A 13,215-nucleotide genomic window follows, 5' to 3' on the forward strand; every position below is an offset into this window, starting at 1 on the left:
CCTTACGGGTCGACCCGTTTGATAAACAACCCGGGCTCGGCACTCAGCGGCGCCAGACCACCCCTTCGTCCGCGGCCAGGACCCGGGGGTCGGAGGGGGCCGGGGCCCCCGGTGGCTGCGGGGCCGTCGACAGGTGGCGGTGCCAGGGCCCGCCGGCGGGCAGTTTGTCGAGGCGTACGGGGCGGTCCGTCATGTTGAGGGTGAGCAGGAGGGACGGGCCGTCCGGGGAGCTGCCGCGCGTGTAGGCCAGCACCCCCTCGGGGGCGTCGGTGAACTCGATCCCGCCGGCGCCGAGGGCCGGATGCCCGCGCCGCAGGGCCAGGATCCTCCGGGTGAGGTTCAGCAGGGAACCGGGGTCGGCCTCCTGGGCTGCCGCGTCGCCGCCCGGCGGACGGGCCAGGGGGAGCCACGGCCGTACGCCCCCCTCGGTGAAGCCCGCCGCCGGCCCGGCGGTCCAGGGCATGGGCGAGCGGGACGGGTCGCGGCTGAGCGCGGGGGTGCGCAGGCCCCAGGGGTCCCGGATGTCCTGCGGGGCGATGTCCGCGTCCGGCAGCCCGAGTTCGTCGCCGTTGTACAGGATCGCCGCGCCCGGGAGGGTGAGCAGGAGCAGCATCGCGTTCGCCGCCTGCCCCGGGCCGACGCGGGTGGCCACCCGCGGGTCGTCGTGGCTGCCCGTCACCCAGGTCGCCGCCGCCCCGGCGGGCAGGGCGGCGGTCACCTCCTGGACGAGGTCCCTGACGGGGCCGGGCTCCCACGAGGTGCGGAGCAGGCCGAAGTTGAGGGGCAGGTGCATTTCGTCGAGTTCCCGGCCGAAATAGCGGCTCCAGGCCGCCCAGTCGTATTCGTGGATCTCGCCGAGGGCTATGCGTGCGCCCGGCCCGTCCCCGTATCCGTCGAGCACCGTGCGGAATTCCCGGTAGATCCGGTGGAGATCGGGATGCCCCTGGTCGTGCAGGTGCAGCTGGCCGTCGTATCCGCCCATGGGCCGGTGATGGGCCAAGGTCCCCGCCGAGGCCCCGGGATTGTCGCGTAGCGCGGGGTCCTTGGCGACGAGCGGTGCGCAGTCCACGCGGAACCCGTCGACGCCGCGGTCGAGCCAGAAGCGGGCGACGTCGAACATGGACTCCTGCACGGCCGGGTTGCGCCAGTTCAGGTCGGGCATCGACGAGAGGAAGGAATGCAGGTAGTACTGGCCGCTCTTCAGGTCGAGGGTCCAGGCGGATTCCCCGAACAGGGTGATCCAGTTGTTCGGGGGCCCGCCCCCGGGCGCCGGGTCCCGCCATACGTACCAGTCGCGCCGGCGGCTGTGGCGACCGGTGCGCGCGTCCAGGAACCAGGGGTGTTCGCCGGACGTGTGGTTGGGGACGTAGTCGATCAGCACGCGCAGCCCGTGGGCGTGGGCCGAGGCGAGGAGCGCGTCGAAGTCGGCGAGGTCACCGAAGAGGGGGTCGACGGCGGTGTGGTCCCGGATGTCGTACCCGAAGTCCGCCATGGGGGAGGAGAAGAAGGGGGAGAGCCACAGCGTGTCGACGCCGAGGCGGGCGAGGTAGGGGATCCGGCGGGTGACACCGGGCAGGTCGCCGACGCCGTCACCGTCGGTGTCGAGGAAGCTGCGCGGGTAGACCTGGTAGATCACGGCGTCGCACCACCAGGGCGGCGTCGCCGTGGGCTCGTGGCCCGTCACGTTCAGAAGGATCCCGTCTCGCAGCGCCGCACCCAGTCGGTCGCGGCGACGGCGTACGCGGGGTCGGGGCGCAGCGCGTCCTCGCGGCGGCAGGCCTCCACGTATTTGATGGCGTGCGGGTCCTCGGTGGCCAGGGCCCGTTCCGCGAGCGTCACGTAGTCCCGGACGGGCTCCTCGGGGTGGTGCTCGCGCAGCCCCGTACCGTACGCGCTGCGGATGGCGGCGGAGAAGCGGACGGCGGCCGCGACGGTCGGCCAGTGCAGCCGTTGCGGCAGGTGCGGCAGGACCAGGCGGGCCGCCGCGGGGGTGGTGAGCGCGTGGACGAAGGCCATGGGGGTCTTGTGGTCGTCGGTCAGGTAGCTCCCGGCGGCGGCCAGGGTGAGCCGGCTCAGGGCCAGGTCGGCGTCGTCCTCGGGGAGCAGGGAGTCCACGGCCGGCGCGAAGTCCGGCTCGAGCCAGACCGTTTCGAGCCGGATCCGGAAGATCATGCCCATGCCCTGGTCGCTGCGGAGCCTGGGCACCGCCGCCCAGGCCTGCGGCAGGTCCCGCGCACGCGGAGTCGAGGGTTCCTCGGGGAGTTCCTGGTAGCGGGCCGCCCAGTAACCGAGACCGCGGGCCAGTTCCTCCAGGCGCCACGGGGTGTGGGCCTCGGTCAGCATCCGTACCGCGTGCCCGGTCCGGATGACGCCGTGGCCGCCTCCGGCGGCGAAGCCGCCCAGCAGCCGGGGCCACCAGCGGGTGAGGACCTCGGCCCAGGGAGCGCTGTCCAGTTCCCGGCGGAAGAATTCGTTCCAGTCCCCGAGGAGGCGCATGTTGCCGAGGGCCGACGGCCAGTTGTCCTGGGTGATCTCGTGGAAGCGCCCGTAGGTGTCTTCGTAGAGCACCTTCCGGTACGAGCTCACCCAGGCTCCGATCGACGCGCCGTGCCCGAGCTGTCCCAGGGCTTCGGCCGCCATGGGGCCGTGGTTGCTCACGCCGGGCCCGAATTCCGGTCCGGAGTCGCTGAGGTACTGCAGGGCGCCGTCCAGGTCGTTCACCGTTCCCCCTAGATCGATTCCCTTCCATGGAAGGGCGCAGCGGCCTCTTTCAGCAACATGGCATGTACACATTGGCTTGTTCTGGGGTGGGTGAGCGGCATTCCGTGCCGTGGGAGCGGGCGGTTCCGCGAATGGGGCACCCTGTCCGGCGATCAAGAAAGGGCTCCGATCGGCGCAGGCCGGAACTGGTGGGCGATCGGCGTGATCATGGAATTTCGCAGGAGTGCCGACGGGAATGCGGTGACCGGCATGCCAGTGAAATCAGGACAGCTGGCAGGCTGTCGTTGACCTGGGCATGTGCCAATAGCTAGTGTCCGACTTCGGTCCGAGCTGAGGCCTGCCCTTCACACCACCCCGTCACCGGTCGGGTCCGGCAGCCCAATTCACCGGCATTCGTCCCGCCGGCCGGCCGTTCGGCACATATCGATATCCCCATTCCCGTTTCCGTCCCCTGCGGTGCCATATCTCCGTAAAGGCGCACAGGCATGCCCTCGATCAGGGCGATCGCGATCACGTGACGATGAGGAGAATTCATGATCAAGCACACTTCGCCGATCAGCGGGATTGACGCCCGCGGCGATCTCGTGGTCACCGCCGGGTACGACAACCGGATCATCCTGTGGAATGCGCTGACCAGGACGGCCATCACCGAGGCCCGCCACGACCACCTCGCCAACCAGTGCCGCTTCTCCTCCTCCGGCCGCATCGTGGTGACGTCGAGCAGCGACTACTCGGCCCGCTTATGGTCCGTACCGGACCTGCGGCTGATCAGCGTGCTGACGGACCAGAAGGACGACGTGGAGATGACCGTCGTCTCACCCGACGAGACCCGGGTGGCGACCGCCTCACGGGACCACATCGCGCGGATCTACGACCTCGACGGGCGCCTCATCCACCGACTGGAGGGGCACGAGGAGGACGTCCTGTCCGTCGAATGGGTGCGCGGCGGAGCCGAGTTGGTCACCACCAGCGACGACGGGACCGTACGCCGCTGGGACGCGGCCGGCGGCGCCCTGCTGAGCACCATCGACCTAGGCGACGTCGAGACGGACACCGTGGCCGTCCTGGGCGTCGACAGCTTCGCCCTCGGCAACGACGAGGGCGAGCTGATCCTCATCGACCCCTCGGGCACCCGCCGCCACCGCGTGCACGACGCGGGCATCAAGCGGATCGCCTACGACGCCGAGGCCGGCCTCCTGCTCAGCTCCAGCTACGACCGCACCGTGCGGCTGTGGCGCCTGGAACGGGGCGCGGAGCCCGTCCACCTCCTGACGAGCCAGGTGCCCGCCGACGTCTGGCTGCGCTCCTGCGCCAAGCTCGACGACACCCGCTGGGTCTTCGGCACCTTCGGATCGAGCTACGCGGTCTTCGACCGGGCCGACGGGAGCTGGGACCTGTCCGCCGTCACGCCCACCCCCGGGCTCAACGCGGTCACGGACACCCCCACGGGACGGTTCACCGTAGGCGACAGCGGCACCGTCCGGCGCGACGAGGACGTGGTGACCGAACTCGGCAGCTGCTGCAACTTCATCACCCCCGTCGCGGGCACCGTCGTCAGCGGCGGCCAGCTCGGCGCCCTCTACGACGCCACCACCGGCGCCCTGCTCCACCAGCACCGCTCCCCGCTCAACTGCGCGGCCGTCCACACCGCGGCGGACGGCTCCGAGACCCTCGTCGTCGGCACCTACACCGGCGAGGCACTCGTCCTGCGCGACGAGGGGACCGGCCTGCAGCTCGTCGGTGAACACCGGATCCAGGACAACGCGATCAAGGGCGTCGCCGTCCAGGGCGACGTGCTCTTCAGCGTGTGTGCCACCGGCGCCGCGAAATGGCACGCCCTGCCCGACCTCAAGCCCGTCGCCGACAACGCGGCGGCGCACGCCCGCATCGCCAACGGCGCGGCCGGCCTGCCCGACGGTCGGTTCGTCAGCGTCAGCCGCGACCTGACCCTGCGGATCTGGACCGCGGCCGGGGAACAGCAGGCCGTCGTCACCACCCCGCACCTCAACAGCATCAAGTGCGTCGCCGTCGACCCGCACACCAGCCTGATCGCCACCGGCGGCTACCACGGACAGGTCGCCGTCTACGACCCCGGCGCCGGCGAGTGGGTGTGCGACACGCGGCCCACCCCCGCGGGCATCTCGGCGCTGGCCCCCGGCGGAGCCCCGGGCCGCTTCCTGGCCTCCTCCTACGACGGCTGCGTCTACGAGATCACGGTGGACACCGCCGCGCAGCGCACCGCGCGCGGCCGGGACAGCCGATGACCGCGCCCGGTGAGCACCCGGTGGTACGCCTCGCGAGCGCCCCCCTGCCCGTCGCCTCCACCCTCATGCAGCTGACCGTCTTCGGCCAGGCCGGCGCGGACGGGCAGGAGACGGAGGAGGTGGTCACCCTGCGGACGATCTCGCCGCACAGCGAGTCCGCGGCCCCGCCGATCGTCCGGATCCACAGCGCCTGCTTCACCGGGGACGTGCTCGGCTCCGAGAAGTGCGACTGCGGACCCCAGCTGCACGCCGCGCTGGCCGCCATCGTCCATTCGCACAACGGCGTGCTCGTCTACATGCTCCGCCAGGAAGGGCGGGGCATCGGACTCGCCAACAAGATCCGTGCGTACGCCCTCCAGTCGGCCGGGCACGACACCATCAGCGCCAACCTCGCCCTGGGCTTCCCGGCCGAGGGCCGCGACTTCCGGATGGCCGCCGACTGCCTGCGCCAGCTGGGCATCGACCGGGTGCGGCTCATGACGAACAACCCGCACAAGGTCGAAGGGCTCGCCGCCCAGGGCATCGTGGTCGCGGACCGGGTGCCGCTCGGCGGCTTCCGCACGCCCTTCAACGAGGCCTATCTGGAGGTCAAGGACCGGCTGATGGGGCACCTCGACGCGCTGGGCCACGGCCTGCCGCCCGTCGCCGGGCTCGAAGTCGCCGCCTCGGGGCAGGGGGCGCCGTGACCCCGCCCCCCTCCGCGGGCGGGCCCGCCTCCCCCGGGGGCCGGCCCGCGGGGGCGGGACGGCGCCGCCGGGCCGGAGGCCCCCGGCCCCCGGCCCGGTCCGACCGCCACGACACCCTCCGAGGAGCGAAGTGACCTCCCACATCGCGCACACGAACCTGGTCGACGCCGACATCAACTCCCTCACCGACCGCGCGGCGATGGGCCTGCCCGAGGGCTACGTGGAACCCCGCGCGGAACGCCTCGACTGCTTCGGCCAGGTCGCCGCCCACTCGCCCGCCGAACTCGCCGCCCTGGTCGAGGACACGGCGCTGACCCTCGAACACCGCCTGGCGGCCGGCGCCGCGCTCGCTCTCGCGGGCGACCCCCGGACCCCCTGGGACGCACCGGACATGCTGGCGGTCCCCGCCGGACTCGCCCTCGTCGGCACCGCCGGAACCGAAGTCGACGAACTGCACGCGGAGTCCGCCCAGTTCGGCGTCCAGCGTTCCTGGGTGGAGAAGGAGTGCCCGCGCCACACCGTGCCGACGGACGCCTTCGCCATCGCCAAGTACCCGGTCACCAACGCAGAGTTCGGCGTCTTCCTCAAGGACACCGGCCATCCCGGGCTGCCGAGCAACTGGCACTACGGACGCTACGACCCCGCCGCAGCCAACCACCCGGTGTACACGGTCACCGCCGAGAGCGCCGACCTCTACACGGTCTGGCTGAGCCACCGCACCGGCCGCCGCTTCCGGCTGCCCACCGAACAGGAATGGGAGTACGCCGCGGGCGGACCCGACGGCCTGCGCTACCCCTGGGGCGGCACCTGGAGCCCCCACGCCGCCAACACGCTGGAGACGGGCCTGCTCATGACCAGCCCCGTCGGGGCCTTCCCCGACGGCCGGACCTGGTGCGGGGCCCTGGACATGGCGGGCAACGTCGAGGAGTACACCAGCAGCACCTACGGGCCCTACCCGGGCGGGGAACTCGTCCAGGACGACCTGTACCTGCGGCTCGGCGCCTACCGCATCGCCAGGGGCGGGGCCTTCAACCGGTTCCGCGACCTCGCCCGCTGCCAGCGGCGCCACGGCCCCTACCCGCGCTCGCTGTACGCGATGGGATTCCGGCTGGCCGAGGACCTCGACACACCCCGGGAAGGGTGACGAGCGGTGCGCATCGTACACATCCACTGGACCGGACTCCCGGTGACCGGCGGCGTGGAGACCCATCTGCGCGCGGTCGTCGGCCAGCTCGCCGTCCTGCCCTGCGAGGTCCGGGCCGTCGTCGGCACCCGGGATTCACCGGACTGCGCCTACCACCCGGCCCTGGACATCGCCCTGCCGTTCGACCCGGCCGCGGCCGCCGCCCTCGCCGAGGGCTGCCTCGACGCGGACGTGCTGCACTGGCACAACCCGCAGTGGCACCGGCCCGAGACCGTGACCGCCGCCGCACGGGCCCTGCGCGAGCGCGGATGGCACGGCCGCCTCGTCCTCGACCTGCACAACATCGACGAGAGCCCCGAACAGTGGGAGTTCCTCGGTACGCTGCCCGGCGTGCTCGTCGCCCACTCGCCCTTCGTCGCCGAAGAGGTCCGGCGCAGGCTGCCCGCGGCCGAGGTCACCGAGCTGGCACTGGCCCTGCCCCTGGCCGAGGAACCCTTCGCGCTGCCCGGGAGCGGCGGCGCCGCCACCGTGCTCCAGCCCAGCCGCATGACCCGCTGGAAGGGCTCCCACCTGAGCCTGGAGGCGTCCATGACCCTGCTGGACGAAGGAGCCGACCTGCACTTCGTCCACGCCGGGACCCGGCACCTCATCTGGCCGCCGGGCATCCCCGACTCCCTCATGGAACGGGCCGGCGTGTGGCAGGACAAGGGGCGCGTGCACTTCACCCACTACCGTCCCGAGCAGAGCTGGAGCGCGATCCGCGCCAGTCAGGTCGTGATCCACCCGACCGTCGACCGGGGCGCCCACGGCGAGCCGTTCTCCCTGTCCGTCGCCCAGGCCGTCATCTGCGGACGGCGCATCGTCGCCAGCGACTCGGGCAACCTGCCGCTGCTGCTGCGGGACTACTCGGCCGCCACCGTCGTCCCCGCCGGAGACGTCCGGGCGCTGACCGCGGCGCTCCGGGAGGCACTGGCACGGCCCGCCGTCGAACCCACCGCGGCGGACCGGGCCCTGGCCCACCGGCTGCGCACGCAGTTCGCCACGGCGGGCCGCCGCCACCTGGACTTCTACCGGACCCTCGCCGCCCCCGCGTGACGGGCCGCAACCCGCCCGCCGCGGCCGCCACGACCGACCGACACGACATGGAGTCCCGCATGCCCACCCCCATCATCCTGGACTGCGACCCCGGCCACGACGACGCGATGGCCATCCTCCTCGCCGTCGGCGACCCCCGCGTGGACCTGCGGGCCGTCACCACCAGCGCGGGCAACCAGACGATCGCGAAGACGGCCCTGAACGCCCGGCGGATGTGCGCCCTCGCCAAGGCCTTCGACGTCCCCGTCGCCGCCGGCTACCCCAAGCCGCTCACCGGCCCCCTGCTGGTCGGCGACGACGTGCACGGCGAAACCGGCCTGGACGGCTGGGACTTCCCCGAACCCACCGAGGTCCCGCTGCACTCCGCCCACGCCGTGGACCTCATCCACGGCCTGCTGACCGACAGTCCCGAACCCCTCACCCTCGTGGTCACGGGACCGCAGACCAACATCGCCGGTCTCCTCGCCCTCCACCCGGAGGACCGCCACAAGATCAAGGAAATCGTCTGCATGGGCGGGGCCACGCACCGCGGGAACACCCTGCCCTACTCCGAGTACAACATCCTGGTCGACCCCGAGGCGGCCCACGAAGTGCTCGTCAGCGGCGTCCCGATGACGTACTGCGGCCTCAACGTCACCCACCAGGCCCCGGTCACCCGCGAGGTCCTGGGCCGCATCCTCGACGTGGGCACGCACATCAGCAAGGTGTCGGCCGCCCTCCTCGAATTCCGCTCCAGCACCTACGACCAGATCTGGGACCTGCCCGACGCACCCCTGCACGACCCGGTCGCCATCGCCCGCGTCCTGGACCCCACCCTGGTGGAATGCGTCCAGGCACCCGTCTCGATCGAGCTGCGCGGCGAGTTCACCCGCGGCGCGACCGTGATCGACCTCTACGGTGTCACGGGGCGCGAGCCCAACGCCCTGGTGGCGACGCGGCTGGACACGGAACGGTTCTGGGACGTGTTCATGAAGGCCCTCGCCGCACTGGGGTGACCTGCTGACCTAGGAAGGCTGACCGACCTTGCCCGCTTCTTCCGTACCAACTCCGGGTGCTCGCTTACTGACGGCGTTGGCCGGGGCGCAACTGCTGGTGGCGCTCGACTTCTCCATCATCTACGTCGCGCTCCCCGACATCGGGGGAAGCCTGCACTTCTCCACCGTCGCCCTCCAGTGGATCGTCAGCGCCTACGCGATCTTCTTCGCCGGATTCCTGTTGCTGGGCGGCCAGTTGGCGGACGCGTTCGGCGCCGGCCGGGTGTTCCTCGCCGCCCAGCTGCTCTTCGCGCTGTCCTCGGTCGGCGCCGCCCTCTCCGGCTCGGCCGCACCGCTGATCGCGGCGCGCGTCGGCCAGGGGGTGGCCGCCGCCCTGCTGGTGCCCGCCACCCTGGGCCTGCTCAGCGCGGCCTACCCGGCCGGACCCGAACGCGACCGGGCCGTGAGCGTGTGGGGTACCACCGGGGCGGTCGGCCTGGCCCTCGGGGTCACGGCGGGCGGCGGCATCCTCGCGGTCACCTCCTGGCAGTGGATCTTCTGGATCAACCTGCCCATCGTCGCGGTCTGCCTGTGTGCCGCGGGCAGCGCCCTGCGCTCCACCGCGTCCGCGGCGCGGGCCCCGGTCGCCGCCACGGCCACCCTCACCGCGTGCACCGCGGTGGTCGCCCTCGTCCTGGCCTTCACCGAACTCTCCCGCGCCCGGCCCGCCGCCCCCGTGGTCACCGCCGCCCTGGCGGTCGCCGCCCTCGCGGGCGCCGTCCTCTTCCTCAGCCGCCGCCACCGCCGCCCGCTCGTACCGGCCTCGCTGCTGCGCGTACGCACCCTCCAAGTGGCCTGCCTCGCCGCCGCGTTGTACATGGCGAGCTTCGGAGCCGAGTTCTACCTCGTCACCCTCTACCTCCAGGAGGTACGGGCCTACAGCGCCCTCGCCGCAGGCCTGGCCTTCCTGCCGCTGGCCGCCGCCATCGTCGTCGGCAACACCGTGGCCGGCCGGGTGGCCGGACGCCTCCCGCTCCAGCGGCTGCTGGCCACCGCCTTCGTCACCGGCGCCGCCGGCCTCCTCGTCCTCGCCCTGGCCGTCGGCGCCGACGGCGGCTACGGGCCCGCCGTCCTGCCCGGACTGCTGCTCAGCGGCCTCGGCCAGGGAATGGCCTTCACCGGCATGTTCATCACCGGCACCCGCGACCTCCCGCCCGAGAGCAACGGCACCGGCAGCGCCCTGGTGACGACCGCCCAGTACACCGGCGGCTCCGTCGGACTGGCACTGCTCGTCCTGCTCCACGGGGAGGAACCCGCGGCCCCGGACTTCGAACTGACCTTCTACGTCACCGCCGTCGTCGCGGCCGCCGCCGCACCGCTCGCCCTGCTCCTCCTCGCGCGTACGGGACGCAGCCCGGCCCCCGCGTCCCGTACGGACCAGTCCGCACAGCCCAAGACCGGAGGTCATCGATGAACACCGCCCACTTACTCGACCGGCCCGGACTCCTCCCGGAGGCCCGGCGCACCGTCGAGGACTACGAGAAGGAACACGACACCCGCTTCAGCCACCTGGTGCACTTCGCGCCCGGGACGCTGGAGACGCTGCACGCCCCCGGCCCCCTGCCGCCGAACGTACGCGTCGCGTCCGACACCCTCCCCGAGGTCGTCGAGCGCATGGCCACCGTCACCGAGGTCGCCAACCTCCCCGCCCAGAGCGATGCCGACCGGGCCCGCTACCTCCGAGCCCTCCTCGACATCTACGGCCTGCTCCCCGTCCGGGTGCGCGACCGCGTCACCGCACCCGGAACGGCCGTCGTGGCCCCCGAACGCGAAGGCCGCATCCTCGCCGAGCGCCTCGGCGTCCTGCCGCAGCAGCGCAACTGGACCCCGCAGGCCAAACGCATACCGCTGGAGGGCGGACTCCTCGTCGGCGTCGACGAACGCCTCCCCTCCCGGGCCGACCGGCTGGTGATCGTCGACGGAGTCGTGGCCAGCGGGGTGACCCTCATGGCGATGATGCGGCTGACGGTCCGGCCCGGAGCCGCCGTGGAGATCTTCACCTGCCACTCCACCCGGCAGGGCGCCCTCGCCCTCGCCCGGTACGCCGAGCAGCTCCAGGTGTCCCTCACCCTCCACGTCGGCCACGTCTCGGGCGAGCTGAACGGGAAGTTCTACGCCGTGTCACCCGACGCCCCGGGGCAGCTGCTCCTCGGTGACGTCGGGGACACCATCAGCCCGGTCGCGACCGTGCCCCCACCCCGGGGGACCGCCCCGTGACGCGGCCCGGGAGCCCGGGCAGCGGGCCGGAACTCCTCAGCCGGGAACCCGCCGCGGTCCCCGGAGCCGTCGACCGGTACTTCTCGCTGACCGCCCGCGGCTCGACCTGGCAGCGCGAGGTGTTCGCCGGGACGTCCACCTTCCTGGCCCTCTCCTACATCGTGGTCGTCAATCCGGCGATCCTCAGCGAGGGCGGCATCCCGCACGCCGCCGCCTTCTTCGCCACGGCGGCCGTCGGCGGCATCGCCACCGTGGCCATGGGGCTGTGGGCCAGGCTCCCCTTCGCCGTGGCACCCGGCATGGAGATGAACGCGATGATCGCGTTCTCCGTGGTCGGCACGCTCGCCTACACCTGGCCCGAGGCGCTGGGCATGGTGTTCTGGTCCGGCGTCGCGATGCTCGTGGTGTCCGTGCTGCGGCTGCGCGAGGCGGTGATCGACGCCATCCCCGCGGAGCTGCGCGCCGCCCTCGCCGCCTCGGTCGGCGCGTTCATCGGCCTGGTGGGCCTGCAGATCGCCCACCTCGTGCGCACCTCCGACGGACGGCTGTCGGGCTTCGGCGACTGGACGGCGCCGCCCGCCGTCGCGCTGTACATCGGGCTCGCCGTCGCGCTGGTCCTGGACGCGCTCGGAGCCCGGGCCGCGGCCGTCCTGGGCGGCATCGCGGCCTCCGCGCTGTACTGCGTCCTCGCGGACATCGACGCGGCGGCTGCGGCGGGCTCGGTCGAGGGGGGCGGGGCGGCGCTCTTCCGCTTCGACCTCGGCGTCATCGCCGACCCCCGGGCCTGGGGTCTGATCCTGGTCCTGTTCGCCCTCGACTTCTTCGGCAGCATCGCGAAGGTGGTCGGCCTGTCGGCGAACACCCCGCTCCAGGACGCCGACGGGAAGGTGCCCGGCATGCGCCAGGCCCTGCTCGTCGACGCGGGCGCCACCGTGGCCGGATCCGCCGCCGGTTCCTCCAGCTTCGTGGCCTTCGTCGAGAGCGCCGTCGGCATCCGCGCCGGCGCCCGGACGGGCCTCGCGGCGGTCGTCACCGGCCTGCTCCTGTTCTCCTGCCTGTTCCTGGCCCCGGTGCTGGCCCACGTACCGGTGGAGGCCACCACCGGCGCCCTGGTCTTCGTCGCGGTCAAGATGCTGACCGCGCGCCGCCCGGAGGCCTCCGGGCGCCTGGGCCTGGCCGTCACGGTGACGGCTCTGGCCGTCACCGTGGTCACCCTCGCCATCGACCAGGCGATGGCCGCCGCCTTCGTGGTGTGCGCCCTGGCCGGCCTGTCCGGCCGCCGCAGGCCGCGTCCCGCCCTGTGGGTGACGACAGTGCTGCTGGTGGCAGCCGTCGCCCTCCAGTACCTCAACCGCTGAGCAGCCCGCTCACCGCACGATCAAGGAGCCACCATGAGCAACGAGGACCTTCCCCTCCTCGCCGAGTCCGTCCGCCAGCCCGAGGGCACCCCCGACCGGCTGCGCCGCCAGATCGAGTTCGTCATCGAGGTCGACCGCCTCAAGAACGTCTTCCGGCAGAGCCCGCTGCTGGCCGCCGACCGCAAGGAGAACGACGCCGAGCACTCCTGGCACCTCGCACTGATGACCCTGGTGCTCGCCGAGCACGCGGACGAGCCGGTCGACACCAGCAAGGTCCTCGCCCTGGTCCTCGTCCACGACCTGGTGGAGATCTACGCGGGGGACACCTTCCTGTACGACACCGAGGGCGCCGAGGACCAGGAAGAGCGTGAACAGCGGGCCGCGGACAAGCTCTTCGCGCTGCTCCCGGAGGACCAGCAGAAGCACTTCCGCGCGCTGTGGGACGAGTTCGAGGCCCGCGTCACCCCGGAGGCGCGCTTCGCCAAAGCCATGGACCGGCTCCAGCCGCTGCTGCTCAACTTCGGCAACCAGGGCGGCACATGGCGCACCCCCGGGGTCACGGAGGAGGTGGTGCTGGCCCGCAAGTCGGTGATCAAGGACGCCTCCGCGGACCTGTGGGAGTACGCGCAGAGCCTGATCCGCACCGGTGCGGACCGGGGCTGGGTGCCCCGGGACCACACCGGCGCCTGACGGCGG

At 72.6% G+C, this 13,215-nt stretch carries 11 protein-coding genes; 9 read left to right on the forward strand and 2 right to left on the reverse strand.

The genetic code is table 11. From position 1 onward, the window contains the following. Positions 1 to 43 precede the first annotated feature (43 nt). Together IO30_RS0115685 and IO30_RS0115690 are read right to left on the reverse strand one after the other, a co-directional pair. Entirely contained in the window at positions 44 to 1,684 is a 1,641-nt protein-coding gene (locus tag IO30_RS0115685) for an alpha-amylase family glycosyl hydrolase (protein ID WP_037894167.1), read from the reverse strand. A 2-nt stretch (positions 1,685 to 1,686) separates the two neighbouring features. Beyond that, positions 1,687 to 2,721, reverse strand: coding sequence for a questin oxidase family protein (locus tag IO30_RS0115690; RefSeq protein ID WP_051859389.1), 1,035 nt, complete (start codon positions 2,719 to 2,721; stop codon positions 1,687 to 1,689). Positions 2,722 to 3,254: 533 nt separating this feature from the next. Here IO30_RS0115690 and IO30_RS0115695 point away from each other — a divergent pair. The 9 genes from IO30_RS0115695 to IO30_RS0115735 all read left to right on the forward strand — a co-directional run bounded on the left by IO30_RS0115695 (position 3,255) and on the right by IO30_RS0115735 (position 13,209). Further along, positions 3,255 to 4,985, forward strand: a complete 1,731-nt coding sequence (locus IO30_RS0115695) for a WD40 repeat domain-containing protein (protein ID WP_031143400.1) — start codon at positions 3,255 to 3,257, stop codon at positions 4,983 to 4,985. Then, on the forward strand, positions 4,982 to 5,671 hold the full coding sequence (gene ribA / locus IO30_RS0115700) for a GTP cyclohydrolase II RibA (RefSeq protein WP_031154749.1): 690 nt from the start codon (positions 4,982 to 4,984) through the stop codon (positions 5,669 to 5,671). The genes IO30_RS0115695 and ribA overlap by 4 nt, the downstream gene beginning before the upstream one ends. Before the next feature lie 130 nt (positions 5,672 to 5,801). Next, positions 5,802 to 6,815 (forward strand): formylglycine-generating enzyme family protein, encoded by a 1,014-nt coding sequence (locus tag IO30_RS0115705; protein ID WP_078904723.1) that lies wholly within the window; start codon positions 5,802 to 5,804, stop codon positions 6,813 to 6,815. A gap of 6 nt (positions 6,816 to 6,821) precedes the next feature. Further along, complete coding sequence (locus IO30_RS0115710; RefSeq protein WP_031143413.1) at positions 6,822 to 7,910, forward strand: glycosyltransferase family 4 protein; 1,089 nt, start codon at positions 6,822 to 6,824, stop codon at positions 7,908 to 7,910. A 59-nt stretch (positions 7,911 to 7,969) separates the two neighbouring features. Continuing rightward, entirely contained in the window at positions 7,970 to 8,905 is a 936-nt protein-coding gene (locus tag IO30_RS0115715; protein ID WP_031143415.1) for a nucleoside hydrolase, read from the forward strand. Between the two features lie 76 nt (positions 8,906 to 8,981). After that, complete coding sequence (locus IO30_RS0115720) at positions 8,982 to 10,358, forward strand: MFS transporter (RefSeq protein WP_051859388.1); 1,377 nt, start codon at positions 8,982 to 8,984, stop codon at positions 10,356 to 10,358. After that, positions 10,355 to 11,161: a type I phosphoribosyltransferase gene (locus tag IO30_RS0115725; RefSeq protein ID WP_031143419.1), complete on the forward strand. Its 807-nt coding sequence runs from the start codon at positions 10,355 to 10,357 to the stop codon at positions 11,159 to 11,161. Before IO30_RS0115720 ends, IO30_RS0115725 begins: the two co-directional genes overlap by 4 nt. Continuing rightward, a complete protein-coding gene (locus IO30_RS0115730) occupies positions 11,158 to 12,519 on the forward strand; it encodes an NCS2 family permease (RefSeq protein ID WP_051902339.1) in 1,362 nt (453 codons plus the stop codon). Before IO30_RS0115725 ends, IO30_RS0115730 begins: the two co-directional genes overlap by 4 nt. A gap of 33 nt (positions 12,520 to 12,552) precedes the next feature. Beyond that, on the forward strand, positions 12,553 to 13,209 hold the full coding sequence (locus IO30_RS0115735) for an HD domain-containing protein (protein WP_031143423.1): 657 nt from the start codon (positions 12,553 to 12,555) through the stop codon (positions 13,207 to 13,209). Positions 13,210 to 13,215 lie beyond the last annotated feature (6 nt).

Source organism: Streptomyces xanthophaeus, from assembly GCF_000725805.1.
Taxonomy (GTDB): Bacteria; Actinomycetota; Actinomycetes; order Streptomycetales; family Streptomycetaceae; genus Streptomyces; species Streptomyces xanthophaeus.

Excerpts from the sequence above, each read along its gene's own strand:
- IO30_RS0115695 (WP_031143400.1), top strand. The coding sequence starts at position 3,255 with ATGATCAAGCACACTTCGCCGATCAGCGGGATTGACGCCCGCGGCGAT.
- ribA (WP_031154749.1), top strand. The coding sequence starts at position 4,982 with ATGACCGCGCCCGGTGAGCACCCGGTGGTACGCCTCGCGAGCGCCCCC.
- IO30_RS0115715 (WP_031143415.1), top strand. The coding sequence starts at position 7,970 with ATGCCCACCCCCATCATCCTGGACTGCGACCCCGGCCACGACGACGCG.
- IO30_RS0115725 (WP_031143419.1), top strand. The coding sequence starts at position 10,355 with ATGAACACCGCCCACTTACTCGACCGGCCCGGACTCCTCCCGGAGGCC.
- IO30_RS0115735 (WP_031143423.1), top strand. The coding sequence starts at position 12,553 with ATGAGCAACGAGGACCTTCCCCTCCTCGCCGAGTCCGTCCGCCAGCCC.